Annotated in this window: 25 protein-coding genes and 1 tRNA gene; 10 read left to right on the forward strand and 16 right to left on the reverse strand. The window is 71.5% G+C overall.

The window, feature by feature from the left end; genetic code table 11:
* Positions 1-55 precede the first annotated feature (55 nt).
* The 4 genes from thrC to argS are packed head-to-tail and all read right to left on the reverse strand — an operon-like array spanning position 56 to position 5,522.
* Positions 56-1,117, reverse strand: a complete 1,062-nt coding sequence (gene thrC, locus ACWEF6_RS15290) for a threonine synthase (RefSeq protein WP_449683492.1) — start codon at positions 1,115-1,117, stop codon at positions 56-58.
* Positions 1,114-2,424 (reverse strand): homoserine dehydrogenase, encoded by a 1,311-nt coding sequence (locus tag ACWEF6_RS15295; protein ID WP_310967025.1) that lies wholly within the window; start codon positions 2,422-2,424, stop codon positions 1,114-1,116. The genes thrC and ACWEF6_RS15295 overlap by 4 nt, the downstream gene beginning before the upstream one ends.
* A gap of 6 nt (positions 2,425-2,430) precedes the next feature.
* Entirely contained in the window at positions 2,431-3,861 is a 1,431-nt protein-coding gene (gene lysA, locus ACWEF6_RS15300) for a diaminopimelate decarboxylase (RefSeq protein WP_449683493.1), read from the reverse strand.
* A gap of 5 nt (positions 3,862-3,866) precedes the next feature.
* A complete protein-coding gene (gene argS, locus ACWEF6_RS15305) occupies positions 3,867-5,522 on the reverse strand; it encodes an arginine--tRNA ligase (protein ID WP_449683494.1) in 1,656 nt (551 codons plus the stop codon).
* A 196-nt stretch (positions 5,523-5,718) separates the two neighbouring features.
* Between argS and ACWEF6_RS15310 the strand changes: the two genes are divergently transcribed.
* A complete protein-coding gene (locus tag ACWEF6_RS15310) occupies positions 5,719-6,528 on the forward strand; it encodes a DUF3105 domain-containing protein (RefSeq protein ID WP_310967022.1) in 810 nt (269 codons plus the stop codon).
* Positions 6,525-7,229: a DUF305 domain-containing protein gene (locus ACWEF6_RS15315; RefSeq protein WP_449683495.1), complete on the forward strand. Its 705-nt coding sequence runs from the start codon at positions 6,525-6,527 to the stop codon at positions 7,227-7,229. The genes ACWEF6_RS15310 and ACWEF6_RS15315 overlap by 4 nt, the downstream gene beginning before the upstream one ends.
* Here the strand turns inward: ACWEF6_RS15315 and ACWEF6_RS15320 are convergent, their stop codons facing one another.
* On the reverse strand, positions 7,230-8,150 hold the full coding sequence (locus ACWEF6_RS15320; RefSeq protein ID WP_449683496.1) for a cation diffusion facilitator family transporter: 921 nt from the start codon (positions 8,148-8,150) through the stop codon (positions 7,230-7,232).
* Between the two features lie 195 nt (positions 8,151-8,345).
* Positions 8,346-9,446 (reverse strand): epoxide hydrolase family protein, encoded by a 1,101-nt coding sequence (locus ACWEF6_RS15325; protein ID WP_449683497.1) that lies wholly within the window; start codon positions 9,444-9,446, stop codon positions 8,346-8,348.
* A 150-nt stretch (positions 9,447-9,596) separates the two neighbouring features.
* Between ACWEF6_RS15325 and ACWEF6_RS15330 the strand changes: the two genes are divergently transcribed.
* Positions 9,597-9,669: transfer RNA gene (locus ACWEF6_RS15330), tRNA-Arg, on the forward strand.
* A 109-nt stretch (positions 9,670-9,778) separates the two neighbouring features.
* On the opposite strand, the gene ACWEF6_RS15335 is transcribed toward ACWEF6_RS15330, so the two are convergent.
* From ACWEF6_RS15335 to ACWEF6_RS15365, 7 genes are read right to left on the reverse strand one after another with little or no spacing between them, the layout of a single operon-like run.
* Positions 9,779-9,976: a ferredoxin gene (locus tag ACWEF6_RS15335; RefSeq protein WP_449683498.1), complete on the reverse strand. Its 198-nt coding sequence runs from the start codon at positions 9,974-9,976 to the stop codon at positions 9,779-9,781.
* Positions 9,977-9,988: 12 nt separating this feature from the next.
* Positions 9,989-11,173 (reverse strand): cytochrome P450, encoded by a 1,185-nt coding sequence (locus ACWEF6_RS15340; RefSeq protein WP_449683499.1) that lies wholly within the window; start codon positions 11,171-11,173, stop codon positions 9,989-9,991.
* A 12-nt stretch (positions 11,174-11,185) separates the two neighbouring features.
* Positions 11,186-12,643 carry a bifunctional 3-(3-hydroxy-phenyl)propionate/3-hydroxycinnamic acid hydroxylase MhpA gene (gene mhpA, locus ACWEF6_RS15345; RefSeq protein WP_449683500.1) on the reverse strand — a complete coding sequence of 486 codons (1,458 nt, stop codon included), beginning with the start codon at positions 12,641-12,643 and terminating at the stop codon, positions 11,186-11,188.
* Entirely contained in the window at positions 12,640-12,981 is a 342-nt protein-coding gene (locus ACWEF6_RS15350; RefSeq protein WP_449683501.1) for a DoxX family protein, read from the reverse strand. Before ACWEF6_RS15350 ends, mhpA begins: the two co-directional genes overlap by 4 nt.
* The gene (locus ACWEF6_RS15355) at positions 12,978-14,855 is read right to left on the reverse strand and encodes an acyl-CoA synthetase (protein ID WP_449683502.1); all 1,878 of its coding nucleotides are present in this window, start codon (positions 14,853-14,855) and stop codon (positions 12,978-12,980) included. The genes ACWEF6_RS15350 and ACWEF6_RS15355 overlap by 4 nt, the downstream gene beginning before the upstream one ends.
* Positions 14,852-15,781, reverse strand: coding sequence for a fumarylacetoacetate hydrolase family protein (locus tag ACWEF6_RS15360; RefSeq protein ID WP_449683503.1), 930 nt, complete (start codon positions 15,779-15,781; stop codon positions 14,852-14,854). The genes ACWEF6_RS15355 and ACWEF6_RS15360 overlap by 4 nt, the downstream gene beginning before the upstream one ends.
* Positions 15,778-16,902: a VOC family protein gene (locus ACWEF6_RS15365; protein WP_449683504.1), complete on the reverse strand. Its 1,125-nt coding sequence runs from the start codon at positions 16,900-16,902 to the stop codon at positions 15,778-15,780. Before ACWEF6_RS15365 ends, ACWEF6_RS15360 begins: the two co-directional genes overlap by 4 nt.
* Positions 16,903-17,034: 132 nt before the next feature.
* Between ACWEF6_RS15365 and ACWEF6_RS15370 the strand changes: the two genes are divergently transcribed.
* The 4 genes from ACWEF6_RS15370 to ACWEF6_RS15385 all read left to right on the forward strand — a co-directional run bounded on the left by ACWEF6_RS15370 (position 17,035) and on the right by ACWEF6_RS15385 (position 20,638).
* Positions 17,035-17,691: a TetR/AcrR family transcriptional regulator gene (locus ACWEF6_RS15370; RefSeq protein ID WP_449683505.1), complete on the forward strand. Its 657-nt coding sequence runs from the start codon at positions 17,035-17,037 to the stop codon at positions 17,689-17,691.
* A gap of 232 nt (positions 17,692-17,923) precedes the next feature.
* Positions 17,924-18,943 (forward strand): pentapeptide repeat-containing protein, encoded by a 1,020-nt coding sequence (locus tag ACWEF6_RS15375; RefSeq protein WP_449683506.1) that lies wholly within the window; start codon positions 17,924-17,926, stop codon positions 18,941-18,943.
* 144 nt (positions 18,944-19,087) lie between these two features.
* Positions 19,088-20,248 carry a right-handed parallel beta-helix repeat-containing protein gene (locus tag ACWEF6_RS15380; RefSeq protein WP_449683507.1) on the forward strand — a complete coding sequence of 387 codons (1,161 nt, stop codon included), beginning with the start codon at positions 19,088-19,090 and terminating at the stop codon, positions 20,246-20,248.
* A 114-nt stretch (positions 20,249-20,362) separates the two neighbouring features.
* Positions 20,363-20,638, forward strand: a complete 276-nt coding sequence (locus ACWEF6_RS15385; protein WP_176175160.1) for a YggT family protein — start codon at positions 20,363-20,365, stop codon at positions 20,636-20,638.
* On the opposite strand, the gene ACWEF6_RS15390 is transcribed toward ACWEF6_RS15385, so the two are convergent.
* Positions 20,635-21,294 (reverse strand): TetR/AcrR family transcriptional regulator, encoded by a 660-nt coding sequence (locus tag ACWEF6_RS15390; protein ID WP_449683508.1) that lies wholly within the window; start codon positions 21,292-21,294, stop codon positions 20,635-20,637. The genes ACWEF6_RS15385 and ACWEF6_RS15390 overlap by 4 nt on opposite strands.
* Before the next feature lie 114 nt (positions 21,295-21,408).
* Here ACWEF6_RS15390 and ACWEF6_RS15395 point away from each other — a divergent pair, with 114 nt between their 5' ends.
* Both ACWEF6_RS15395 and ACWEF6_RS15400 read left to right on the forward strand, forming a co-directional pair.
* Entirely contained in the window at positions 21,409-22,638 is a 1,230-nt protein-coding gene (locus tag ACWEF6_RS15395) for an FAD-dependent monooxygenase (RefSeq protein WP_449683509.1), read from the forward strand.
* 4 nt (positions 22,639-22,642) lie between these two features.
* Positions 22,643-23,605 carry an MCE family protein gene (locus ACWEF6_RS15400; RefSeq protein WP_449683510.1) on the forward strand — a complete coding sequence of 321 codons (963 nt, stop codon included), beginning with the start codon at positions 22,643-22,645 and terminating at the stop codon, positions 23,603-23,605.
* Here ACWEF6_RS15400 and ACWEF6_RS15405 read toward each other — a convergent pair.
* Together ACWEF6_RS15405 and ACWEF6_RS15410 are read right to left on the reverse strand one after the other, a co-directional pair.
* Positions 23,602-24,333 (reverse strand): class I SAM-dependent methyltransferase, encoded by a 732-nt coding sequence (locus tag ACWEF6_RS15405; protein ID WP_449683511.1) that lies wholly within the window; start codon positions 24,331-24,333, stop codon positions 23,602-23,604. The two genes, ACWEF6_RS15400 and ACWEF6_RS15405, sit on opposite strands and share 4 nt — an antisense overlap.
* Positions 24,330-25,250 (reverse strand): proteasome assembly chaperone family protein, encoded by a 921-nt coding sequence (locus ACWEF6_RS15410; protein ID WP_310967003.1) that lies wholly within the window; start codon positions 25,248-25,250, stop codon positions 24,330-24,332. The genes ACWEF6_RS15405 and ACWEF6_RS15410 overlap by 4 nt, the downstream gene beginning before the upstream one ends.
* Positions 25,251-25,423: 173 nt before the next feature.
* Between ACWEF6_RS15410 and ACWEF6_RS15415 the strand changes: the two genes are divergently transcribed.
* The gene (locus ACWEF6_RS15415) at positions 25,424-25,933 is read left to right on the forward strand and encodes a PH domain-containing protein (protein ID WP_449683512.1); all 510 of its coding nucleotides are present in this window, start codon (positions 25,424-25,426) and stop codon (positions 25,931-25,933) included.
* Positions 25,934-26,027: the final 94 nt, after the last annotated feature.

Raw genomic sequence — 26,027 nt, forward strand, 5'->3', positions numbered from 1 at the left:
CGTTCGGTGCGTCCAACGCACCGAACGCCACATTGGGGCGCTTGCGAGCCGGGGGTCACCGGAGGTCCAGGGCCGCCGCGACCGCCGAGGGGTCCACGGCGAGGGGCTCGACCTCGACGTTGCCCGCCAGCGCCGTCTGGGGGTCCTTCAGGCCGTGCCCGGTGACCGTGCAGACGACCCGCGAACCGCGCGGCAGGCGGCCGTCGGCGGCCGTGGCCAGCAGGCCCGCCACGCTGGTGGCCGACGCCGGTTCGACGAAGACGCCTTCGCGGCCGGCCAGCAGCCGGTAGGCCTCGAGGATCTTCTCGTCGGTGACGGCTTCGAAGAGCCCGTCGGACTCGTCCTTCGCCTTCACCGCGGCGGTCCAGGACGCCGGGCTGCCGATCCGGATCGCGGTCGCGATCGTGTCCGGGTCGCGCACCGGCTCGCCGTGCACCAGCGGTGCCGCGCCGGCCGCCTGGAAGCCGAACATCCGCGGCGTGTTCTTCACCACACCGTCGGCCGCGTACTCGGCGTACCCCGCCCAGTAGGCGGTGATGTTGCCGGCGTTGCCGACCGGCAGGCAGTGGATGTCCGGCGCGGTGCCGAGTACGTCGCAGATCTCGAACGCGGCGGTCTTCTGGCCGGCGATGCGCACCGGGTTGACCGAGTTGACCAGCGTGACCGGGTAGTCGGCCGCGGTCTTGCGGGCCAGTTCGAGGCAGTCGTCGAAGTTGCCGTCGACCTGCAGGATCCGGGCGCCGTGCAGCACGGCCTGGGCGAGCTTGCCCATCGCGATCTTGCCCTGGGGCACCAGCACCGCGCAGGTGAGCCCGGCGCGGGCGGCGTAGGCGGCGGCCGAGGCGGACGTGTTGCCGGTCGACGCGCAGATCACCGCCTTGAGGCCGCTGGCGAGCGCGTGCGTGATGGCCACGGTCATCCCGCGGTCCTTGAACGAGCCGGTCGGGTTCGCGCCCTCGACCTTGAGGTACACCTCGCAGCCGGTCAGCTCGGACAGGTGGTGGGCGGGCAGCAGCGGCGTGTTGCCCTCCCCGAGCGTGACGACCCGCGCGCCGTCCGGGACCGGGACGCGGTCCCGGTACGCCTCGATGAGCCCGGGCCAGGGGTGCCTGATCACTGGTCTTCGCCTTCCACGCGCATCACGCTGACAACTTCGTGGACGACGTCGAGCCGCCCGATCTCGTCCACAGTGGACTGCAACGCGGCGTCGGGGGCCTGGTGCGTCACCACGACCAGGCTCGCGCGGTCGCCGACGTCGCTCTGCCGCACCGCCGCGATGCTCACGCCGTGGTCGGCGAACGCCTGCGCCACCTGGGCGAGCACCCCGGCGCGGTCGGCCACGGACAGGCTCACGTGGTACCGGGTCGGCGTCTGGCCCATCGGCCGCACCGGCAGGGCCGCGTGCGCGGATTCCCGCGGCCCGCGGCCGCCCACGACCCGGTTGCGGGCCACCGCGACGAGGTCCCCGAGCACCGCGCTCGCGGTCGGCGCGCCGCCCGCGCCCTGGCCGTAGAACATCAGCTCGCCGGCGGCGTCGGCCTCGACGTAGACGGCGTTGAACGCGCCGCCGACGCCGGCCAGCTGGTGGCTGCGCGGGATCATCACCGGGTGCACGCGGGCGGACACCGACTCGACGCCGTCGTCGTCGGTAACCCGCTCGCAGATGGCCAGCAGCTTCACCGTGCGGCCCAGCATCCGGGCCGCGGCGAGGTCGGCGGCGGTGACGTCGGCGATGCCCTCGCGGTGCACGTCCGACGCCGTCACGCGCGTGTGGAAGGCGAGGGAGGCCAGGATCGCGGCCTTCGACGCGGCGTCGTAGCCGTCGACGTCGGCGGTCGGGTCGGCCTCGGCGTATCCGAGCCGGCTGGCCTCGTCGAGCGTCTCGGCGTAGCCGGCGCCGGTCGAGTCCATCGCCGACAGGATGTAGTTCGTGGTGCCGTTGACGATCCCCATCACGCGGGTGATCCGGTCGCCGGCGAGGGACTCGCGCAGCGGGCGCAGCAGCGGGATCGCCCCGGCCACCGCGGCCTCGAAGTACAGGTCGGCGCCCGCGGCGTCGGCCGCCTCGAACAGGTCGGCGGAGTGCTCGGCCAGCAGCGCCTTGTTCGCCGTGACGACGGACTTGCCCGCCTTCAGCGCGGCGAGCAGCCAGCCGCGGACCGGCTCGATGCCGCCGACCAGCTCGACCACGACGTCGACGTCTTCGCTGGTGACGAGCTGCTCGACGTCGGCGGTCAGCAGCTCCGGCGGCAGCTCGGGGTGCTTGTCCGGGCGGCGGACGGCGATGCCGGCCAGCTCGACCGGCGCGCCGGCGCGGGCGGCCAGTTCGCCGGCCTGCTCGGTGAGCAGCCGGGCGACCTCGCCGCCGACGGTCCCGCAGCCGAGCAGCGCGACCCTGATCGGACGTCGTTCCGGGGCAGACACGGTGTTTCAGACCTCCAGGCGCAGCATGTCGTCGGTCGTCTCCCGCCGCAGCAGCAGCCGGGAGCTGCCGTTGCGCACGGCGACCACGGCCGGGCGGGGCATCCGGTTGTACGTGCTCGCCATCGAGTAGCAGTACGCGCCGGTCGCCGCGACCGCCAGCAGGTCGCCGGGAGCCAGCGTGTCGGGCAGCCAGCAGTCTCGTACGACGATGTCGCCGGATTCACAGTGTTTTCCCACGACCCGGGACAGCACGGCCTGCACCGGCTGTTCGTTGTCGCCCGCGGAGCGGGAAACGACCCGGACGTCGTACACGGCGTCGTAGAGCGCGGTCCGGATGTTGTCGCTCATCCCGCCGTCGACGCTGACGTACCGCCGCGCCGACTCGTCGCCGAGCGAGACGTCCTTGATGGTGCCGACCTCGTAGAGCGTGATCGTGCCGGGACCGGCGATCGCGCGGCCCGGCTCGCCGGCGATCCGCGGCACCGGCAGGCCCGCGTACGCGCACTCCTTGCGGACGATCTCGCGGATCTGCGTGATCATCTGCGCGGGTGGCGGCGGGTTGTCCTTCTCGGTGTAGGCGATGCCGAAGCCGCCGCCGAGGTCGACCAGGCTCAGCTGGTCCAGCAGCTCCGGACCGTGCTCCTTGGCCAGGTCGGCGAGCAGCCCGACGACGCGGCGGGCGGCGACCTCGAAGCCGTCGGCGTCGAAGATCTGCGAGCCGATGTGGCTGTGCAGGCCGACGAGCTTGAGCGAGCGCGCGTTGAGCACCCGGCGGACCGCCTCGGCGGCGTCCCCGCCGGCCAGGGAGAACCCGAACTTCTGGTCCTCGTGGGCGGTCGCGATGAACTCGTGGGTGTGCGCCTCGACGCCGACGGTGACCCGGATCAGCACCGGCTGCACGACGTCGTGGCGGGCGGCGATGTCGGCCAGCCGGGCGATCTCGAAGTAGGAGTCGAGCACGACCGTGCCGACCCCGGCGACGACCGCGGCTTCGAGCTCGGCGGGCGACTTGTTGTTGCCGTGGAAGGTGATCCGCTCGGCCGGGAAGTCCGCGCGCTGCGCCACGGCGAGCTCGCCGCCGCTGCAGACGTCCAGGCTCAGCCCCTGCTCGGCCACCCAGCGGGCGATCTCGATGGAGAGGAAGGCCTTGGACGCGTAGTGCACGAGCGACGGGTCGTCGAACGCCTCGGCGTAGTCCGCGCAGCGGGACTTGAAGTCGGCTTCGTCGACGACGAACAGCGGCGTGCCGTGCTGCTCGGCGAGCTCGCGGACGTCGACGCCGGCGATCCGGACGACGCCGTCGGCGGCGCGGAAGGTGTTGCGCGGCCACACTTTCGCGGGCAGCTTGTCGAGCTCCTCGACCCCGGACGGCTGAAGCCCGGAGGTGTCGGCGTGGGGGTAGACGTCGGCGTGCCTGGGGCCCGCGGGGTGCGCCATTTTTCTTACATCCGTTCCGGAGCGGAGACACCGAGGAGGGCGAGGCCGTTCGCCAGGACCTGGCGGGCGGCTTCGCACAGCGCGAGCCGGGCGTGCGTCAGAGGGGTCGCCTCTTCGTCGCCCATGGGCAGCACGCGGCCCACGGTGTAGAACTTGTGGTAGGCGCCCGCGAGTTCTTCGAGGTAGCGCGCGATCCGGTGCGGCTCCCGCATTTCGGCGGCGCGGCGCACGGTTTCCGGGAATTCGCCGATGGTGCGGATCAGGTCGCCCTCGGCGGGCAGCGTCAGGAGTCCGAAGTCGACGTCCGAAGTGGACTTGATGCCGAGGTCGGCCGCGTTGCGCTGCAGGGACGCCAGCCGCGCGTGGGCGTACTGGACGTAGTAGACCGGGTTGTCGTTGGAGTGCTTGCGCAGCAGGTCCAGGTCGACGTCCAAAGTGGAGTCCACCGAGTAGCGGATCAGCTCGTAGCGGGCCGGGTCGACGCCGACGGCCTCGACGAGGTCCTCCATGGTGATCACGGTGCCGGCGCGCTTGGACATCCGGACCGGCTTGCCGTCGCTGACCAGGTTGACCATCTGGCCGATCAGCACCTCGACCGTCGCCGGGTCGTCGCCGAACGCGGCGGCCGCGGCCTTGAGGCGGGCGATGTAGCCGTGGTGGTCCGCGCCGAGCATGTAGATGCACAGGTCGAAGCCGCGGTTGCGCTTGTCCTTGAAGTAGGCCAGGTCGCCGGCGATGTAGGCCGGGTTGCCGTCCTGCTTGATGACGACGCGGTCCTTGTCGTCGCCGTACTCCTTGGACTTCAGCCACCAGGCGCCGTCTTCGAAGTAGAGGTTGCCGGAGTCCTTGAGCTCCTGGACGGCGGCGTCGACCGCGCCGGACTTGTGCAGCGAGTCCTCGTGGAAGTAGACGTCGAAGTCGGTGCCGAACTCGTGCAGGCTGGACTTGATCTCGCCGAACATCAGCTCGATGCCGATCCGGCGGAACGTCTCGTGGCGCTGCTCCTCCGGCAGCGACAGCGCGCTCGGCTCGGCCTTGATGACCTCGGCGGCGATGTCGTTGATGTAGCCGCCCGCGTAGCCGTCCTCCGGCGCGGGCTCGCCCTTCGCGGCGGCGATCAGCGACCGGACGAACCGGTCGATCTGGGCGCCGGCGTCGTTGAAGTAGTACTCGCGGGTGACGTCGCCGCCCTGCGCGCCCAGCACGCGGCCCAGCGCGTCGCCGACCGCGGCCCAGCGCGTGCCGCCCAGGTGGATCGGGCCGGTCGGGTTCGCGGAGACGAACTCGAGGTTGATCTTCGTGCCGGCCAGCGCGTCGCCGCGGCCGTACGCGGCGCCGGCGTCGAGCACCTGGCGCACGATGTCGCCCTGAGCGGCGGCGGCGAGCCGGAAGTTGAGGAAACCGGGGCCGGCGACCTCGGCCGAGGCCACGCCGTCGTCCGCCGAGACCGCCTCGGCGAGCGCTTCGGCGAAGTCGCGCGGCTTGAGGCCGGCTTTCTTGGCCACCTGGAGGGCGAGGTTCGTCGCGTAATCGCCGTGTTCGGGGTTGCGCGGGCGTTCGATGGTCACCTGCTCCGGCAGCACGGTGTCGTCGATGCCGCGTGCGGCGAGCACCTGCACGGCGGAGCTGCGGACCAGGTCGGCGAGAGCGGCGGGAGTCACTTGCCGAATTCTAGGTGTGCCCTGGTCGGGGGCTTTCATCGGTCTCGGGGATGTCACGGTGAGTGGGTTCGTGAGGCGTTAACGGTGATCAGACGCGTGGTCTCTACACTGGCCCGGGCGGGAATCCGTCCGCAGCCACCAGAGGGAGAACGCGGGAGCCATGGCGAACGGGACAACTCGGAAAAAGGGGTCGGCGGTGAAGGCGGCCCGCGGTTCCGTGGTGAGCAAGAAGGGGACGCCGTGGGGCACGATCGTCGCCGTGGTCGCCGTCGTGGCGCTGGCCGCCTCGGTGATCATCTACTACATGGTGCAGTCCGCGCCGAAGCGTGAGCAGGCCGACCGCGAGGCCGCCGCCGCTTCGTTCGCGCCGTCCGCCCAGGACCCCGATCCCTCGAAGCGCATCCCGGGCGTGGTGACCGCGACCTACACCGGCAGCGTCCACGTGCTCCCGACCGAGCGCGTCGCCTACGACAAGACCCCGCCGTTCGGCGGCCCGCACGACCAGACCTGGGCCACCTGCACCGGCACCGTGTACCCGACCGCCGTCCGCACCGAGAACATGGTGCACGCGCTGGAGCACGGCGCCGTCTGGATCGCCTACAACCCGCAGCAGATCTCGGGTGACGCGCTCAACCTGCTGAGCGTCCGCGCCAAGGGCAAGCCGTACACGATGATGTCGCCGTACCCGGGCCTGGACAAGCCGATCTCGCTGCAGTCGTGGGGCCACCAGCTGAAGCTGGACGACGCCAACGACCCGCGGATCGACGAGTTCATCGCGGCGCTGCGCAGCAACCCGAACGGCGTGTACCCCGAGGTGGGCGCGTCCTGCGACGCGGTCCCGGGCCAGTTCGACCCGGACAACCCGCCGCCGTTCGACGCGTCGAAGCCGGGCCCGGACGCGAAGCCGATGGACTACAAGGGCAGCACCGCCGCCCAGGGTGAGAACGGCATGCCGGCCTCGTCCGCTCCCGCGTCCGCCCCCGCTTCCCCGACACCGACGAAGTGATGACCGAAGCCGACCTCGACACCGAGCAGCCGACCTGGTCACGCTGGGTGATCATCGGCGGGACACTGCTGGCGGTCCTGCTGATCGGCGCGACGGCGGGGATGTTCCTGACCCGCGCCATCGACGACGACCCGGCGGCCGCGGTGCCGGCCGCCGGGTCGGTCGAGGTCGGCTTCGCCCAGGACATGTCGACGCACCACCTCCAGGCGGTGACGATGGCGGGCATCGCCCGCGACCGCACGACCGACCCGGAGATCAAGCAGCTGTCGTTCGACATCGAGCGGACGCAGCTCGAGCAGGTCGGCCGGATGAAGGGCTGGCTCATGCTGTGGGACCAGCCCGAGCAGCCGATCGGCGCCCCGATGCAGTGGATGACCGAACCGATGCCGGGCCACGACGGCATGTCGATGGCCCCGTCCTCGATCAACCCGGCGGGTGGGCCGCTGATGCCGGGCATGGCGACCGACCAGGAGCTTTCCAAGCTGCGCTCGCTGTCGGGCCGCGCGTTCGACGTCTTCTTCCTGCAGCTGATGTTGCGCCACCACCAGGGCGGGACGTCGATGGCCCAGTACGCGGCCGCGCATTCCACGCTGCCGGCGTTGAAGGCGCTGGTGAACAGCATCCTGGCGTCGCAGGGCGCGGAGATGGACCAGATCAAGCTGATGCTTTCGGGGCGGGGAGCCCAGCCGCTGCCCGCTTAGCTACCAGCTGAGTTCCTGGCAGCGGCGGGCACACGACGGCGCCTCCACCTGCAGGGTCGCGTGCTGGATCGCGTACCGCGAAGAGAGTAGGTCCTGCGCTTCCGTCAGCACGTCCGACTGCTTCGCCGGGGGCGCCAGCGTGAGGTGCGCCGAAGCCACCTCCATGCCCGAGGTCAGCGTCCAGACGTGCAGGTCGTGCACGTCCGCCACGCCCGGCAGCGCCGAGAGCTCCGCATTGATCGCTCCGACGTCGACACCCTGGGGCGCGTGCTGGAAGAGGATGCGCAGCGCGCGGCGGGCCAGCGTCCACGTGCGGGGCAGCACCCACAGCCCGATCGCGACACCGATGATCGGGTCGGCGTATCGCCAGCCCGTCAGCAGCGTCACCGCGCCGCTGACCAGGACGCCGACCGAGCCGATCAGGTCGGCCAGGACCTCGAGGTACGCGCCGCGGACGTTGAGGCTCTCCTTCGCGCCTGCGCGCAGCACCGCGAACGACACCAGGTTGGCCACCAGGCCGGCCGCCGCGGCCAACAGGACCGGGAGGCCCGGGACCGCCGGCGGGTCGCCGATGCGGCCGATCGCCTCGATCAGGACGTAGCCCGCGACGCCGAACAGCAGCAGCGCGTTGGCCAGCGCGGCCAGCACCTCCGCGCGGTAGAGGCCGAACGTGCGGCCGACCGTCGGGCCGCTGCGTCGCGCCAGCATGATTGCGGCCAGTGCCATCGCCACGCCGAGGACGTCGGTGAACATGTGGGCGGCGTCCGACATCAGGGCCAGCGAGCCGGTCGCCAGGCTGACGGCGAACTCGAGCACCATGAACCCGGCGCCGATGCCCAGGGCGATGGCCAGCCCCCGCACGTGACGTCCCGACGCGCTCGCCGGCGCGACCGCGTGCCCGTGGCCGTGTCCCTGACCCATTCCGCCTCCGTTCCCGGTTTGCCGTCGGGCCAAACATATAGTCGGATGCGCATATATGCAACAGAGGGCAGCCTAAGTTCACCCATCCGCAAGCTACCCCGCGCGGCGGGGCCACCCAATCCACCACCCGGGGTTTCCCGCCAGGCGGACTCGTCACGCTTCGGCGTCGACCATCCGGGTGAGCGGCCGGCTCGCCTAACGCACCAGCCGGAAGAAGCCGCGCACCTGGTCGACGAACAGGCCGGGCTGCTCCATCGCGGCGAAGTGCCCGCCGACGGGCAGTTCCTCGAACCACCGCAGATCGGTGTAGCGCTGCTCGGCCTGCCGCCGCGACGGCCGGACGATCTCCTTGGGGAACACCGAAACGCCCGCCGGAACGTCCACAGTGGAGAGGTCGCGGTCGTTGTTCTCCCAGTACATCCGGGCCGAGGAGGCCGCGGTCGCGGTGAACCAGTAGACGGAGATGTCGTCCAGGATGCGCTGCCGGTCGACGGCGTCCTCCGGGTGCCCCTTGTGGTCGGTCCAGGCCCAGAACTTCTCGACGATCCAGGCGGCCTGGCCGGCGGGCGAGTCGGTGAGGCCGTAGCCGAGCGTCTGCGGCCGGGTGCCCTGCTGGGCGGAGTAGCCGCTGCCGCTCCGCCGGAACTCCTGCAGATCGGCCAGCGCCCGGCTCTCCGCGGGCGTCGGATCGCCGACGTCCATCCGCACGGGCGCGAAGTTGACGTGCACCCCGGCAACGCGGCCGGACCGCGCGAGCGCGTTGGTGATGGAGGCGCCCCAATCGCCGCCCTGGGCGCCGTAGCGGTCATAGCCGAGCTCCTGCATGAGCGCGTCCCACAGCTCGGCAACCCGCGGGATCTTCAGCGCGGGCTTGTCGCTCCACCCGAACCCGGGCAGCGACGGCGCGACGACGTGGAAGGCATCGGCGGGATCACCCCCGTGCTTGGCGGGATCGGTGAGCGGCCCGAGGACGTCGAGGAATTCGAGAACGGACCCGGGCCACCCGTGGGTCAGCACGAGCGGCAGCGCATCGGCCTCGGGTGACCGGACGTGCAGGAAGTGCAGGCCGACCCCGTCGACGGTGGCCCGGAACTGCGGAAAGGCGTTGAGCCGCCGGGCGAACCCGAAGTCGTATTCTTCGCCCCAGTCGCGGCAGAGCTCGCGCACGTAGGCGAGCGGAACCCCCTGCGACCAGTCATCGACGGTCTCGGGCTCGGGCCACCGCGTCCGCCGCAGCCGCTCCCGCAGATCGGCGACATCGCCCTCATCGAGAGCTACCTGGAACGGCTCGGCCATCTCGGCTCCTTCAGGTGGGCCTCCCACGCTAGCGACGTCCGGTCGAAAGGATCAACTTGCCGGCGCTGACCTGGGCGTTCGTCAGTCCGACCACCTGCGGGAGGGAGGCGGCGGGGCATGCGCTAAGCTTTCGGAGTCGCCCAGCGATGGGCCCTCGTAGCTCAGGGGATAGAGCACTGCCCTCCGGAGGCAGGTGTCGCAGGTTCGAATCCTGCCGAGGGCACGTTCTTTTACTCCCACCAATCGGCCCCTACCAGCGAGAACGCGGTAGGGGCCGATTCGCGTCTCACCCGGCCGGCTGCGGCCGGGGCCGGCTGGGAAGCGCCGTGGTGTCACGGGAGTTCGCGCAGCGCAGCGACCGGGCACGAGGTGACCGCCGCGCGGGCGGCGGCTATCTGCTCCGGCGGGATGTCGGTGCCTTCGAAGCGGTGGACGAGTTCGGCCTCGTCGTCGAGGTCGAAGATCGCGGGTGCCTGTTCGGTGCACAGGCCGTGGCCTTCGCAGCGGTCGTAGTCGGCGGAGATCTGCACTGGTGTCCCCTTTCAGGCCGGGATGAGTTCGAGCGGGAGCCGTCCGAGGCGGTGGATGATGTTGTTGCGCGCCCACTCGGGTGGGCCGGTCGGCTCGATCCTCTCGACGCGGGCCACGAGTGCGTGCAGCATTGCCTGGGTTTCCAAGCGGGCGAGGCCCTGTCCGGCGCAGCCGTGTGTGCCGCGGCCGAAGCCGAGCTGGCGGGCCGCGTCGCGGCGGATGTCGAACGTGTCCGGGTTTTCCCACTCCAGCGCGTCGCGGTTGGCGGAGGCGTAGACGACGAGGACACGGGCGCCTGCGGGCAACGGCGTGCCGGCCACCTCGGTGTCGCGCGCGACCTTGCGGCTGAACGCGCGCAACGGCGATTCGTAGCGGACGATCTCGTTGACCGCGTTGGGGATCAGGCCCGGGTCGTCCTTGAGGAGCTGCCACTGGCCGGGGTGGGTGGCGAACAGGTGCAGGGCGCTCGCGATCGCGCTGAGGGTGGTGTCCAGGGACGGCGCGAGGTAGTCGATCATCAGCGCCGGGCACTCGGCGTGGGTGAGTTCGCCCGCGTCGGCCGCGCGCAGCAGGTCGTCGCCCATGCTGCCCGGCAACACCTTCCGCCGCTTCGCGACCGTGTGCGCGAACCGCGCCATGCCCAGGCCGGCCGGGACCGCCTGCACCGCCTGGCCGTTCAACGGACCGAGGATGTCGAAGGTGGCCGCGCCCCACCGCAGCAGGTGCTCCCGCCCCTCCACCGGCCAGCCGACGAGGTCGGGGACCACCGCCGCGGGCAGGGCGGCCGCGACTTCGACACCGTCGACAGTACGTCGGGCGACTGCGGCGTCGACGATCTCGGCCGCCTGGCGTTCCACGACGTCCTTCATCGCGCGCAGGGCCCGGGGCGTGAGCCGGTGGGCGACCAGGGCCCGGCGGCGGGCGTGGTCTTCGCCGTCGCTGTTGAGCGTCGTGCCGCGGGAAAGCCGGTTGGCGACGGGATTGAGGGCGACGCCGTCGCCGGAGACGAAGGTCTTGTCGTCCAGCAGCACGGCCTTGCATTCGGCGTACCGGGGCAGCGCGTAGACGTCGTGCTTGGGCAGCCACACCACCGGACCGAGTTCGCGCAGGTTCGCGTAGTGGGGGTACGGGTCCAGGATCGCTTGCGGCGAATAGATGTCCGGCCGGTACACCGGCACTTCGTGGCGTTGGGGCATCGTTGCTCCTTGTCAGGGGTGCCGGCACCGGGAGAGGCTGTTGCCGGCGCTCAGCACCGTGCCGTCCGGACGGACGACGGCCGCGCCGGTCCGCAGCCAGCGGTGCAGCTCACCGGAACGCCGGGTGGGGACGAGGACGGCGCCGGACTCCCGGATGGCGGCTCGCTCGGTCTCCGACGGCGTGTTGGTGGTGACGACGGCGAAGCGGCCGTCGACGACGTCGTCGAAGCGGGTCCCGTCGTCGAGGAGGGCGTTGGGGCACAGCCGTCCCGCGGCCGTCCGCCCCAGCCTCGGCCGCACGACGAGGTCCGACCGGTGCAGGGCGGGCGTCGCGCTGTCGAGGACGCGGCCGTTCAGGCGCGGCGCGACCACCCGGCGGATGAGGTTGCCGATGCGACCGCCTTCGGTCATGGCCTTGCCGACCAGCACCGCGCGCCGGATCATCGCGCGGGCGTGCGGCTTGCGTTCCACCTCGTAGGTGCCGAGCACGGACGCGGGCAGCGTCCCGTCGAGGACGCCGGCGAGTTTCCAGGCCAGGTTGACGGCGTCGCGCAGCCCGGCGCCCATGCCCTGGCCGATGAACGGCGGCGTGAGGTGGGCGGCGTCGCCGAGCAGGAACACCCGGCGGTCGCGCCACCGGTCCGCGAGCTGCGCGCGGAAGGTGTACTCGGCGACGCGGACGATCTCCAGGTCGCCGGCCGGGATGTCCGCGGTCCACGGCGCGATCAGCGGGTGCAGCCGGCCGAGGTCGCCGAAGTCGCCGGCGGTCTCCCCCGGCAGCAGCCGGAACTCCCAGCGGTAGCGGGTTTCCCCGATGCGCATGTAGGTCGCGGCGCGGCGCGGGTCGCAGACCTGGTGCACGCCTTCCCACGCGCCGAGCTCGGCGGTGGTGGCGACGTCGGCCACCAGCCAGCGCTGGTCGAACTTCAGGTCGGCCATCGTCGCGCCGATCGCCGTCCGGGCGAGGCTGTTGGCGCCGTCGCAGCCCAGGACGTAGTCGGCGTGGATCGTCTCGCGCGCGCGGGTGCCGCGGTCGGCGGTCTCGACCTGCACGCCGCTCCCGTCCTGCCGGATACCGGTGACCTCGGTATTGCCGCGCACGGTGACGGCGCCGAGCGTCTCCAGGTGGGTGCGGAGCAGGTGCTCCAGGTCGGGTTGGTCGAACATGTTCGCCTCGGGGTAGCCGTGCCGGCCGCCGCCCGGCGAACGGCGGAACTCGGCCAGCACCCGCAGGTCCGGATCGAGCAGCCGCAGCCCGTGGCAGGGCCACGAGATGGCGGCGAACGCCCCGGCCAGCCCGAGCCGCCCGAGGATGCGGTGCACCTCGTCGTCCAGGTGCACCGCTCGGGGCTGCGGGTAGACCGACTCCCAGCGCTCCAGCACCAGACACTCGACGCCGTACCGGCCGAGCAGCGCCGCGGCGGTCAGCCCGGTCGGACCCGCGCCGACGATGACGACCGGGACCTTCACGGCGACACCCCGAGAGCCACGAGGTAGCCGGCGACGAGCACCGCGCAGACCAGCGCCGGGACGACGTCGCGGCCCCGGTCCCGGTTGCGCACGTGCGTGACGACGGCACCGGCGAGCAGGAGCAGCAGGCCGGCCCCGGCCAAGGCGCCGAGCACCGGCACGGTCAAGCCGAGCAGGAGCCCGGCAGCTCCGGCGATCTCCAGCGCGCCGATGCCGCGGTAGGCCGTGACGGAGAACCCGGCGTGCGCGGCGCGTTCCCGCATGGGTGCGAGCGCGAACAGCTTGGCCGAGCCCAAGAGCAGGAAGACGGCCCCCACGAGGACGGACAGGACGATCATGAGTCTCCCCGGAAGGTCAGACGGGTGGGGACGGTGTAGCGGCCCAGAGTGGCCCTCACCTTCGGTTCGTCCACATCGGACGAAAGGGTGATCGTCACGGTCACGGTGACGTCCTCGATCACCGCGTCGACGGCCACTCCGTCGAACGCCGACAGTGCTTCGGCGATCGCGCGGCGAGCCGCGTCAGCGCGCAACGCGAGCTTGTAGGGCTTGCCGACGTCGGTCACCGGCAGGGCGTCGAGCACGGTGACGGCCTTCGGCGCGGCGGCCCGCTCGGGCACCCGGCCGGCGGCCCAGGCGAGCAGGTCGGCCTCGCTCGCCGTGGCCCCGGGCGCGAGGGTCACGTACGCGACGGGCACCTCGCCGGAATGCTCGTCCGGACGGCCGACCGCGCCGGCCGCGGTCACCTCGGGGTGGGCCAGCAAGGCGTCCTCGACCAGCGCCGGGTCGATGTTGTGGCCGCCGCGGATGATGAGGTCCTTGGCGCGGCCGGCCAGGTGCACGAACCCGTCGGCGTCCAGGCGAGCCAGGTCGCCGGTGGTCAGCCAGCCGTCGCGGAGTTTGCCGAGGCCGTCCAGGACGTACCCGGTTCCGGCACGCCCGACGACGTAGCCGGGGAACACGGTGGGGCCGCTGATGGCCAGCACCCCGGTCTCGCCGTGGGGCAACTCCTCCCCCGTTTCCGGGTGGACGACCTTCATCCGCTGGTAGGGCAGGCGCTGCCCCACGCTGCCGGGGCGCGGGACGTCGGGGAAGCTGCGCGCGCTGGCGCAGGTGGCTTCGGTCAGCCCGTACCCCTCGACCAGCGTGACGCCGGTGTGGCCCTGGAAGCCCTCCCGGACGGCCGCGGGCAGCGGCGAGGCACCGACCATGGCGTGGCGCAAGCTCGAGATGTCGGCGTCGACCGGGCACTGCGCGAGCACCGCGTACACGGTCGGGACCGCGCTCATCGCCGCGATCCGGTGGTGCTCGACGATCTTCCAGAACTCCCCGTACAGCGCCGGTTCGCGGTAGCCGAGCGGGCCGGCCCACACCGCGTGCTGGCCCTTGAACAGCGGCGCCAGCAGCGTGACGACGAGCGCGTTGACGTGGAACAGCGGCAGCGCCGCGAAGACGACCGAGCCGGGGTCGAGCAGCGAATTCGCCGCGATCATCCACGCGTCGGCGACCTCGTTGGCGTGCGTGTGCGCGGCCAGTTTCGGCGCTCCGGTGGTGCCGCCGGTGTGGAACAACGCGGCCAGGTCCGACGCCACCGGGGGCTCACCGGCGAAGTCGGAAGAGTCCATTGTGGGGGAAAGTTCGGCGAGGTAGCCGATGCGCACCCCTTCGATGGCGGGCAACGCGGCCGGTTCGCCGGTCGCGCCGGTCGGGCGCAGCACGAGGACGACGTCCAGCTCGGCGGCCAGCGCCCGGGCGGTGGCCCAGATTTCCGGCGCGAGTTCCGGTCCGGCCGTGATCAGCACGCGGGCGCCGGACCGGCGGAGCAGTTCGGCGAGGTGGTCGCGGGACAGGCCGCCGTTGAGCGGCGCCGCGATCCCGGCCAGCTGGGCGGCCAGGGTCGCCGGAATCAGGTCGGCGCAGTTGGGCGCCATCACCGCGACCGCGTCGCCGCGCCGGATCCCGAGGTCGTGCAGCAGATTGGCGTAGCGGTGGACGTCGGCGAGCAGCTCGCCGAACGTGCGGCGGACGGGCTCGCGCCACCGCGCGGCTTCGGGCAGCACGGTGGTCGCCGGGTGCTCCGGCCACCACGCGGCGGCCCGCCGCAGCAGGGCGTACGTCGACTCCGGCAGACCTCGTTCGGCGAGCGGGACGGCCTCGATCGCGGCCAGGTCGGCGGGCCCGGCGCAGCGCGGCCACAGGGAAGCGCCGGTCATCGCTTGTGCCTCACGACCGTGCGCTGGGTGCCCAGGTCGAGGACACCGTCGTCGGTGGCGACCGACGCCTCGACGACGTCGCCGTCGGCCAGGTACTTCGGATTCTTCGCCTGTCCCTTGAAGAACAGCTTCCACTTCAGCGCCGGGGGCAGCAGCGCGGCGAGCTTCTCCACGGCTTTCGGCGGCGCGGACAACGCAGTGCCGGCCGGCGTTCCGGTCAGCACCAGGTCGCCGGGATCCAGGCGCTGGAACCGGGTCAACGCCCGCAAGGCTTCGAGCGGACGGTAGATCATGTCCTCGCCGACGACCGAGTCCTGCCGGACCGAGCCGTTGACCGACAGCCGCAGCCGCAGGTCGCCGAACCGCTCGAGCCCATCGGCGTCCACCAGCACGAGAGCGGGCCCGGCCGGGGTGAACGTCGGATAGGACTTGGCTTCGTAGAACTGGGTCTGGGGGAGCTGGATGTCGCGAGCGGAGACATCGTTGGTCACGACCAGGCCCGCGACGTACTCGCTCAGCGAGGCGATCTCGGTGCCGACCGGGATTTCGCGGCCGATGACCAGCCCGATCTCCACCTCGTAGTCGAGCAGCCGCACGTGCGACGGCTTGACGACGTCGTCGAACGGGCCGCTGATCGAGCCGGAGGTCTTGCGGAAGAACGTCAGCGGCACGGTCTTCGGGTCCATCCCGGATTCCGTGACGTGCGAGGCGAAGTTGGTCATCTGGGCGACGACGCGGCAGGGCGCGGTGACCGGCGAGACCAGGACGAGGTCCTCGACGGAGTCGGTCGCCGGCCCCGCGGCGGCGATCGCCGTGCGGTCGGCGAGCAGCTCGCCGGTGGTCTTCGCGGACGTGGGGATCTTCGCCGCGCCGTCCGGGGTGGTGAGGTACCAGGCATCGGCGGTGCGCAGAACGGTCAGACTCATGAGCGGGCCACCTTCAGCAGGCCCAGCAGGCGCCGGGCGTCGAATTCGTTGTCTTCGCGCAGCGCGGTGAGCATCGCGCGCAGTTCGCGCAGGGATTCCTTGCCGGGCTTGACGCCGAGGAAGTCGGCGGTCGCGGGCGGCCCCCACTGGGCCAGCCCGGAGGCGGTCAACGGGGCCCAGCCGGGTTCCAGGGTGCTGTCGAACAGGTCGCCGTCGCTGAAGTGCTCGACCATGAACCCGTCCGGGTCACGCCAGTAGTCGAACAGCTGGCTGCCCTCGATGTGCCGCCCGATGCCCCACGAGTGGTGGTAACCGTGTTCGCGCAGGTACTCGCCGCCCGCGGCCAGCGCGTCGAGGTCGGCGACCTGGTACGCCGAGTGCACGTACCGGTCGGCCGGGCCGAGCAGCAGGGCGAGGGTGTGGTGGTCGGCCGGGGTGGCGCCGCGGTCGCACCGGATGAAGCTCATCACCGGCCCGCGCTCGCGCCGGCCCGGGTGGTAGAGGAAGTCGCTGACGATCAGGCCCAGGTGTTCCAGGTACCAGTCCAGCACCGCGCGGTAGCGGGTCGTCTGCAGCACCACGTGCCCGAGCCGCTGCGCCAGCGCCGGTGCTCGCGGCGGGCGTTGCGTGGCGTTGATCCGCCGGGCTTCGTGGCCGAAGTTGAGCACGTGCGGCTCCTGCGGCGGCAGCGCGGGCAGCTCGTGGGTGTCCGAGACGACCCGGACCCGCAGGCCGCTCGGGTCGGGCAGGTCCACGACGACGCCGCCGAGCGTCTCCGGTAGCCGGGCGACCGGCCGCCCGGTGGCTTCGGCCAGCCGCAGGACGTCGCCGGGAGCCGCGGCCAGGAACGCCGGCCCGAGGAACTTCGACCGGGCGCCCTTGCGGATGAGCACGCACGGCGCGCCGGCGTCGGTGCCGCGCAGGTGCAGCTCGCGGCCGGTGCTGAGCACGGTGGTGAACCCGAAGGCCCGGGCGAACACCTCCGCCCGCTCCAGGTCCGGCTTCTCGAACTCCAGCCACGCCAGGTCGTGCACCTTGACCACCGGGTTCGCGGCCCGGCCGGGATGCTCGCCCGCGAGCGCGCCGCGCTCGCTGTGCAGCCCGCTGTGCGGATCTCCCACGGCTCCTCCAGCCACGTTGATGACGACATCGTCAGTTATGAGCATCTCCTCAGTCAAGAGTTTCTGACGATTTCCTCATCAGTGACGTACTGAGCTACGATGCGGCGACGACCAGCGAAGACGGGAGCACGGATGCCGGAGCATGTTCCGAGCCGGCTGGAACGGCGCAAGGCACACACCCGCGCGGCCCTGATCCGGGCGGCCCAAGCCCTCATCGCCGCGGGGAAGACCGCGGTGCCGATCCTGGAGATCACCCGGATCGCGGACGTCGGGATGGGCTCGTTCTACAACCACTTCGAGACGAAGGAGCAGCTCTACCAGGCCGCGGTCGAGGACGCCCTCGACACGCACGGCGCCCTGCTCGACGGGCTGACCACCGGCCTGGACGACCCGGCCCAGGTCTTCGCGCAGAGCTTCCGGCTGACCGGGCGCCTGCACCGCCGGCACCCCGAACTCAGCAAGGTGCTCCTGCACCACGGCTTCGAACTCGCCGGCTCGGAGAGCGGGCTGGCCCCCCGGGCCCGCCGCGACATCGAGGCCGCCGTGCGGGCCGGCCGCTTCACCGTGCCGGACACCGAACTCGCCATGGTCACGGTGGCCGGAGCCGCCCTGGGCCTCGGCCACCTGCTGCACCGACGACCCGAGCGCGACGACGCCGCCACGACCGACCAGGTGACCGAGGACGTGCTGCGCATGCTCGGCCTCACCGCCGCCGAAGCCCACGAGGTCTGCGGCCGCCCGCTGCCCGACCTCGACACTTTCGCGACCGGGCCGGGCACCGCCGCCTGAACAACTGCGCGCCGAGGACCCGGGGGATTCCCCGGTTCACCACCGAGAACCGCACCGGCTTTCCCCTCGGCCGATCGACGACCGAGGTTTGGTCGCGGGCAGCCGCGCCTGCAACTTCCCCGCCCGCTCTCGAACCGGGCCTCGTTCCACGGGCGGGACACCAACTGCGGCAACGGCCTCCTCCACCCGTTAGCGGCTTTCCAGACAGCGGAAATCCCGAATAATTCGAGCGATGACGCGACGAGATCGGTGGTATATCACCCTGTTCCTGATATGTTTTCTGATCACCGTTCTCGCCGGCCTCACGGTGATTCCCCAACTGGTGTACCCGCAACTGACCGATGCAGAACTGCGGGGCGTGAGCAGCGCCGACGTGCGGATCCAGCTGCAACAAGTCCAATCCCAGCTGCAGAACGGGGTTCGGTCCGCGGTTCTCCAGTCGGTCGCCGGCCTGTTGGTTGTTTTGGGGGCGATCGGGGCTTGGCGCCAGGTTCAGGTCAACCGCGAAGGTCAGACCACGGAGCGCTTCACCCGTGCCGTCGATCAAATCGGCAGCGAGAACATCGACGTGCGAATCGGCGGTATCTACGCCCTCGAACGGGTCGCCAGGAACTCCGCGTCGGATCGGCCGCAGATCCAGTACGTCCTGGGCGCGTTCGTCCGCGGTCACTCGCCGTGGCAAGAATCGCCGGCGGGCGGGCCGGAACACCCGACGACCGAAGTCGACAGGACACTGCCCTGGCTGTACGTCCGCGCGCCCGACGTTCAGGCGGCCATGAACGTGCTCGGTCGCCGACCCCCCGCAGGCGATGCCCTGCACCTCTACCTGTCGCGGGTGGATCTCCGCAGTGCGAACCTGTACGGCGCCAACCTGGCGGACGCGATCATCCGGCACTCGAATCTCGCGCGCGTCCGGCTGGGTGATGTGCGGCTCGACCGAGCCGAACTGCAGCGAACCGACCTGCGGCAGGCCATGGCGGTCCGGACGTGTTTCGCAAACGCCAACCTGCGTGAAGCACACCTCGAAGGCGCCGACCTGCGTGCCGCCGACCTTCGCGGAGCCGATCTTCGAGGTGCGGACATGCGGGCGCGGCACCTCGACTCGGCGCTCTTGACCGGCGCGTTGGCCGATGCGACCACCGTCTGGCCGCCCGGCTTCGACCCGAGCCGAGTTGTGGTGAACATCAAGCCCGCGACTCCCGAGGATTTTCCGCCGTCCACCAGGCGTGCCGTGCCACCAGGCCACTCCTGAAAGCGTTTTCAGTACAGACGACCCGCTTGGCCCACTCGGGCCGCCGCTACCCGATGCTACCGTCGCCTCACCGGAGATCCCGCTCCCTCTGGGAGCGCTCTCGGATCCGGGTGTCCGACAGTTCTTGCCCGCAAGGAGGCGTGCATGAGTTCGTACGGAAGCATCAAGAAAGCGCTTACAGCAGCCGCCGCGCTGGTCACCGTGGCCGCGCTGGCCCCGCCGTCCGATGCCGCGGCCACCACGCTTTACGTGGCGCCCAACGGCAAGGACTCCGCCGCCGGGACGCAGACGGATCCGACCACCCTGCCGTCGGCCCTGAGCCGGATCGGGGCCGGTGGCACCATCTCGCTGCGCGGTGGCACCTACTCCTACAGCCAGACCGTCACCATCGCGCCCGCCAACAGCGGCACTTCCAGCGCGCGCAAGACGCTCTCCGCCTACCCCGGCGAGACACCCGTGCTGAACTTCTCGGCCATGCAGGAAGACCCGGCCAACCGCGGGCTCGCCGTCAACGGCTCCTACTGGCGCGTCGCCGGGATCGTCGTCGAACGCGCCGGGGACAACGGGATCTTCGTCGGCGGGAGCAACAACGTCATCGAACGCGTCGTCACGCGCTTCAACCGCGACTCCGGGCTGCAGATCTCGCGGATCGCGTCGAGCACGCCGAAGGACCAGTGGCCGTCGAACAACCTCGTCGTGAGCTCCGAATCGCACGACAACGCCGATTCCGACGGCGAAGACGCCGACGGGTTCGCCGCGAAGCTCACCGCCGGCCCCGGGAACGTCTTCCGCTACGACGTCTCGCACCACAACATCGACGACGGCTGGGACCTCTACACCAAGACCGACACCGGCCCGATCGGCCCGGTGACCATCGAAGACTCCCTCGCCTACGCCAACGGCACCCTGAGCAACGGCACCGTCAACAAGAACGGCGACCGCAACGGCTACAAGCTCGGCGGCGACAAGATCGCGGTCAACCACATCGTCCGGCGCGACATCGCCTACCGCAACGGCCACCACGGGTTCACCTACAACAGCAACCCCGGTTCGATGTCCGTCTCGGACAACGTCGGCATCGACAACGCCGAGCGCAACTTCTCCTTCGACACCGGGACTTCGGTGTTCCGCAACGACACTTCGTGCCGCTTCGCCGGCGGTGGCTCGAACGACAAGACCGTCGGCAACGTCGACAGCTCGGACCAGTTCTGGACCGGCAAGAACGGGTCCCGGTGCTCGTCCTACGCCGGCACCATGAGGTGGTCCTTCGCCTCCGACGGCCGGCTCGTGGTGACCTTCGGCTGATCGCTACTCGCGGTGACGGCCGTCACCCGATCCTGTCGAAATCCTGTGAACCGGACAGAACTGGCACTCCCGGCCCCCCTCGCGCGTTCTCGGGGTAGGAAGAACGGAGGGGCCATGGGTGCGCTAGGGACGCTGCTCGGGTTCGCGCTGAGCCTGTACCTGCTGGTGCTGGTCGCGCGGATGGTGCTGGACTGGGTCGCGGTGGTGGGCAACACCCCGCCGTGGGCGCGGCGCGCCCGCGGCCTGGCCTACGCCGCGACCGAACCGGTGATCGGGCCGGTGCGGCGGGTGGTGCGGCCGGTGCGGATCGGCGGGATCTCGCTCGACCTGGCCTTCACGCTCGTCTTCATCGGCGTGATCGTGCTGCGGAGCATCGTGTACGCGCTTTAGAGCGTGCCGCGGAAGCTCGAGGACAGCCGGTCGACGCTGCGCTCGAGCTCGGCGCGCAGCCCGCGCAGATCGACGCCGTCGGGGTCGATCAGGGCCTGCATCGAGATCCCGCGCAACTGGGCCAGCAGCGCCGAAGCGTAGGAATCGGGGTCGCGGACACCGGTGATGGACCCGTCCGCGACCCCGCTGGCCACGGTCTGCGCGATGGCGAACCGGAACCGGCGGTCGGCCTCGGTGAGCGCGCCGCGCAGGCCCGAGTACTCCGCCGCCGCGTCGCCCCACAGGGCCAGGAACGCCTGGTTGAGCGTCGGCATCGTGCGGATCAGCTCGAAGATGATGTCCAGCAGCGCGCGGAGCATGTCCATCGGCGTCGCGTTCGCCGATCCGGTCCGGGCCGCGACGGCCTCGCTGTAGGCGTCGGTGAACGCCTCGACGGCGTGCTCGACGAGCCGCCGCCCGAGCCCGTCCTTGTCGCCGAAGTACTGGAAGACGACCGAACGCGCGTAGCCGGAGCGGGCGCAGACGCCGCCGATCTTCAACCGGCCGAAGCCCTCTTCGGCGATCAGGTGTGCAGCGGCATCCAGGATGCGTGCCTCGACGACGCCGTCGCCGTCCTCCTGGATCCGGCCTTCGGCGGCGCGGTCCACCCGGGCCATGTTAGCGACTGCAACCGCGGGGCACTGGCCGAGCCGTCAGCGGATCGTGCGAAGACGGTAAGCGGTCGCCCGCAGTCTCGGTGCCGGAAGCCACCGACCCGAGAGGAACCCCCGATGACCACCAGGACCGTGCTCGTTTCCGGGGCCGGCATCGCCGGCCCGTCCGCCGCCCACTGGCTGCACCGCGCCGGCTACCGCGTCACCGTCGTCGAGTCCGCGCCCGCCCTGCGGCCCGGGGGCCAGGCCGTCGACTTCCGCGGCGAGCAGGTGAAACTACTGGCCGCGATGGGGGTGCTCGACGAGATCCGCCGGTACGAGACGGCGATGGGCGAGCAGACCGTGCTCGGCCTCGACGGCCGTCCCGCGCTGACCGTGCCCGGCGCCGCCTGGAGCGGCGAGGTCGAGATCCTGCGCGGTGACCTCGCGCGGATCCTGTACGAGCACACCGCGGACCACACCGAATACGTCTTCGGCGATCGCGTCACGAGCCTCACCGAGACGGCGGACGGCGTCGAAGTCACCTTCCGCCACGGCGCACCGCGGACGTTCGACCTGGTCGTCGGGGCCGACGGCGTGCACTCCGGCGTCCGGGCCGCCGCCTTCGGGCCGGAGCAGGACTTCCGGCGCGACCTCGGCTTCGGCATCGCCGGGTTCACCGCGCCCAACCACCTGGGGCTCGACCACACCAGCGTCCTGTACAACGAGCCCGGCCGCGGCCTGATGGTGGGCAGCCACCGGTTGCCGGACCGGCTGCACGTCGGCCTGGTCTTCGCGGCGGACGGCGTCGAGTTCCACCGCCGCACACCCGCCGAGCAGGGTGCGCTGCTCACGCACCTGTTCGCGGACACCGGCTGGGAGACGCCGAAGCTGCTCGAAGCGCTGCCCGCGGCGGACGACCTGTACGTCGACTCGATCAGCCAGATCCACCTCGACCGCTGGTCGAAGGGGCGCGTGGTGCTCCTCGGCGACGCCGCCTGGTGCGCCGGGCCGGGCGGGTCCGGCACGGGGCTGGCGATGATGGGCGCCCAGGTGCTGGCGGGCGAGCTCGCGGCGGCCGGCGGCGACCACGTGACGGCGTTCGCGAAGTACGAGCAGCGGCTGCGCAAGCCGGCCACGGTCGGGCAGAAGAACGGCAAGGGGTCCGGCAACTTCCTCGCGCCGCGCACGGCCGCGAAGATCCGCAGCCGCAACCGCGCCTACCGGATGCTGAGCACGCGGCTGTTCGGCGGCATCTTCGCCTGGATGACCGATCGCGCGGCCAACGCGCTGGAGTACCGCGAATACCCCGATTCCTCTCATCGGGGGACTCGGCTGGCGACCCGGCGTGAGGTGGGTCACTCTTGACGCCATGTCAAATCCGGTCAGGACGGCCGTCGCGGGCCTGGCCGTGCTGGCCCTGGGCGTGGTGACGGCGCTGAACGCGCGCTCCCTGCCGGTACTCGGCGACGGGACGACCTACGCGGCCGAGTTCACCGAAGCGGCCGGGCTGAGTGCCGGCAACGACGTCCGCATCGCCGGCGTCGAGGTGGGGCGCGTGTCGGACGTGCGCCTGCGCGGCGACCACGTGCTGGTTTCGTTCCGGGCCAAGGGAGCTTGGCTCGGCGACGCGACGGGCGCGGCGATCCGGCTGAAGACGGTGCTGGGCCAGAAGTACCTCGCGCTCGACCCGCAGGGCGAGGGCACGCTCGACCCGGGGTCGCCGATCCCGCGGTCGCGCACGACGGTGCCGTACGACATCCTCGCGGCGTTCGGCGAGCTTTCGTCCACAGTGGACCGTATCGACACCACGCGGCTGGCTCGCAGCTTCGACACGCTTTCGGCGACGCTGGCAAACACTCCGCAGAGCGTTCGCGCCGCCCTTACCGGGCTCTCACGGCTTTCGGACTCGCTCGCCGCGCGCGACCGGCAGCTGGCTGCGTTGCTGGGCAATACACGCGTGATTTCGCAGACTCTCGTCGACCGCGACGCGGCGGTTCGCCGGCTCCTCGAGGACGGCAACGAGCTGCTCGCCTCGGTGAGCAACCGCGAAGCGGCGATCACTCGGCTGCTGGACGGCTCGCGGCGGTTGTCGTCGGAGTTGTCGGGGCTCATCGGGGAGTCACCGGTCGGGCCGGTGCTGACCCAGCTGGACCAGCTGACGTCGATGCTGCAGCGCAACCAGGACGCGCTGGCCGCCGGGATCCGGGGGTTCGCGCCGTTCGTGCGGCTGGGGACGAACCTCGCGGGGAACGGGCGCTGGATCGACGGGTACCTGTGCGGGCTGGTGCTGCCTTCGTTCGGGCCGTTGAACGAAGAAGGCTGCCACGGCTAGGCCACGATCAGCCGGAAACCCGCGTCCCACTCCGGCAGGTCGAGCAGGTCCGCGTGGTCCCCGTGCCACCGCCCCGACTCCAGGTCCTCCCGCAACCGCGCGATCCCCCGCGAGACCGCCGCCGGCGAGGTCTGGGCCAGGGCCGAGCACGATTGGCGCACCCCCGGGTCCAGGTACGCCTCCGGCCGGCGCCAGTACGCCGGGAACACCCCGTCCGTGAAATCCCACGGCACCGGCAACGGCACCACCGCCGACGCGCCGAGGAAGTCCGCGATCTCCGGCGCCGAAGGGCGGGACGCTTCCAGCGCGGCGATCTCCGGCACGTACTCCCGCACGAACCAGAAGTCGCTGTGCAGCGCCGTGTCGTACGCCAGGACGACCTGACGGGCGGCGACCCGGCGCAGCTCGCGCACACCCGCGCGCCAATCCGGCCAGTGGTGCACCGTCAGCACCGCCAGCGCCGCGTCGAACGTGTCCGACGCGAACGGCAGCGCCTCCGCGACCGCCCGGACCACCGGCGCCGCCCCCGTCGCGCGCTGCCGGATCATCTCCGCCGACGGCTCGACCGCCACGACGTGCCGCGAGGGCGGCTCGTACGAGCCCGTCCCCGAGCCGACGTCCAGCACCGACGCCGCGGGACCCAGCGCCGACAGCACCGGCGAGAGCCAGCGCGGGTCCGTCCGCCGGCCCAGTGCGTAACCGACGCCGATCTCGTCGTAGCGCGTCATCCGCGCTCGGGGCCGTCGCCGCCGTTCTGCTCCGCGAGGAACCGCTCGAACTGCGAACCGAGCTCCTCCGCCGTCGGCATGTGCTCGACCGACTCCGCCAGCAGGCTGCCCCGGTCGGACGCCTCGATGAACGTGTCGTATTGCCGCTCCAGGGCGCGGACGACGTCGGCGATCTCGTCGGACTCCGCGACCTGCCGGTTGATCTCGGCGTCCGCCAGGTCCGCGGCCGCGCGCAGCTCGCCCTCGGGCAGGCTCAGCCCGGTCGCCCGGCTCAGCGCGTCGAGCACGATCAGCGACGCCGCCGGGTACGTCGACTGCGCCAGGTAGTGCGGCACGTGCGCGGCGAAGCCCATCGCGTCGTGGCCCCACTCGCCGAGCCGGTACTCCAGCAGCGCGGCGAGGCTGCCCGGCACCTGCAGCCGGTTCGGCAGCTGCTGGTTGTCGACGACCAGGTCCTTGCGGGTCGCGTGCGCGGTGACGCCGAGCGGGCGGGTGTGCGGCGCGCCCATCGGGATGCCGTGGAAGCCGGCCGTCAGCCGGACGCCCCAGCGCTCGACCAGGTTCCGGACCGCCGCGCTGAACCGCTCCCAGTCGTGGTCCGGCTCCGGGCCCGACAGCAGCAGGAACGGCGTGCCGTCGGCGTCGTGCAGCAGGTGCACCACCAGCTCGGGCGCGTCGTAGTCCTCCCAGTGGTCGACCGCGTAGGTCATCGTCGGCCGCCGCGAGCGGTAGTCGATGAGCCGGTCGACGTCGAAACGGGCGACCACCCGGTGCTCGCCGCCCAGGAGGTGCTCCGCCAGCAGACGGCCCGCCGAGCCGGCGTCCATGAACCCCTCGAAGTGGTGCAGCAGCACCGCCCCGGTCAGGTCGGGGACGTCCGAGTCCACCTCGTACAGGTCGTCGGGATCGAGTCCCACCTGATCCTCCTGATCGCCGCTATACCAATCCGTCAAGCACAACACACCCCGGGTGGGATTCCATTCCGCCGACGGTGTCGCCGATCGTAACGCCACGCGTTCGAGGCCGGTTCGGATCGCCATCGTGACAACTGTCGTGGGCGCGCAAGGCACCGATCGGGCACGCTTGACCCGTGAGCGAACACACCACGAACACGGCGCTGCGGCTGCGGCCGCCGGCGCACCGGGTCAGCCGCCGGGCCATCGGCTACTGGACGGTGACCGCGTCGATCCTGTGGATCATCCTGGTCGGGGTGCAGACGCTCATCGTCGTGACCAGCGACGACGCGCCATCGTTCCTGACCGTGACCCTGGTGCTCTCCGGCGTGCTCGGCCCGCTGCACCTGATCGTGATGCCGCAGTGGCGCTACCGGGTGCACCGCTGGGAGGTCACCGACGAGGCCGTCTACACCCAGTCGGGCTGGCTGAAGCAGGAGTGGCGGATCGCGCCGGTCTCGCGGATCCAGACCGTCGACATCGAGCGCGACCCCTTCGAGCAGCTGTTCGGGCTGGCGAAGATCACCGTCACGACGGCCTCCGCGGCGGGCCCACTGCGGATCTCGGGCCTGGCGCACGACCGCGCGCTCGCCCTGGCCGACGAGCTCACGAAGACCACCCAGGCCGTGCGGGGCGATGCGACGTGAGCCCCGCCGACGCACTCTTCCCCGCGGAGGCGGCAGAAAGCACCGCCGAAGTGATCACCCCGCCCGCCGAGGGCACGCAGGACGCGCCGTGGCA

It is taken from the genome of Amycolatopsis sp. NPDC004772 (assembly GCF_053601215.1).

What these genes read in the sequence shown, in the direction of transcription:
- lysA (WP_449683493.1), bottom strand. Translation starts at nt 3,861, where the DNA reads ATGGCGCACCCCGCGGGCCCCAGGCACGCCGACGTCTACCCCCACGCC.
- ACWEF6_RS15320 (WP_449683496.1), bottom strand. Translation starts at nt 8,150, where the DNA reads ATGGGTCAGGGACACGGCCACGGGCACGCGGTCGCGCCGGCGAGCGCG.
- ACWEF6_RS15325 (WP_449683497.1), bottom strand. Translation starts at nt 9,446, where the DNA reads ATGGCCGAGCCGTTCCAGGTAGCTCTCGATGAGGGCGATGTCGCCGAT.
- ACWEF6_RS15340 (WP_449683499.1), bottom strand. Translation starts at nt 11,173, where the DNA reads ATGCCCCAACGCCACGAAGTGCCGGTGTACCGGCCGGACATCTATTCG.
- ACWEF6_RS15350 (WP_449683501.1), bottom strand. Translation starts at nt 12,981, where the DNA reads ATGATCGTCCTGTCCGTCCTCGTGGGGGCCGTCTTCCTGCTCTTGGGC.
- ACWEF6_RS15355 (WP_449683502.1), bottom strand. Translation starts at nt 14,855, where the DNA reads ATGACCGGCGCTTCCCTGTGGCCGCGCTGCGCCGGGCCCGCCGACCTG.
- ACWEF6_RS15360 (WP_449683503.1), bottom strand. Translation starts at nt 15,781, where the DNA reads ATGAGTCTGACCGTTCTGCGCACCGCCGATGCCTGGTACCTCACCACC.
- ACWEF6_RS15370 (WP_449683505.1), top strand. Translation starts at nt 17,035, where the DNA reads ATGCCGGAGCATGTTCCGAGCCGGCTGGAACGGCGCAAGGCACACACC.
- ACWEF6_RS15375 (WP_449683506.1), top strand. Translation starts at nt 17,924, where the DNA reads ATGACGCGACGAGATCGGTGGTATATCACCCTGTTCCTGATATGTTTT.
- ACWEF6_RS15380 (WP_449683507.1), top strand. Translation starts at nt 19,088, where the DNA reads ATGAGTTCGTACGGAAGCATCAAGAAAGCGCTTACAGCAGCCGCCGCG.
- ACWEF6_RS15385 (WP_176175160.1), top strand. Translation starts at nt 20,363, where the DNA reads ATGGGTGCGCTAGGGACGCTGCTCGGGTTCGCGCTGAGCCTGTACCTG.
- ACWEF6_RS15390 (WP_449683508.1), bottom strand. Translation starts at nt 21,294, where the DNA reads ATGGCCCGGGTGGACCGCGCCGCCGAAGGCCGGATCCAGGAGGACGGC.
- ACWEF6_RS15395 (WP_449683509.1), top strand. Translation starts at nt 21,409, where the DNA reads ATGACCACCAGGACCGTGCTCGTTTCCGGGGCCGGCATCGCCGGCCCG.
- ACWEF6_RS15400 (WP_449683510.1), top strand. Translation starts at nt 22,643, where the DNA reads ATGTCAAATCCGGTCAGGACGGCCGTCGCGGGCCTGGCCGTGCTGGCC.
- ACWEF6_RS15405 (WP_449683511.1), bottom strand. Translation starts at nt 24,333, where the DNA reads ATGACGCGCTACGACGAGATCGGCGTCGGTTACGCACTGGGCCGGCGG.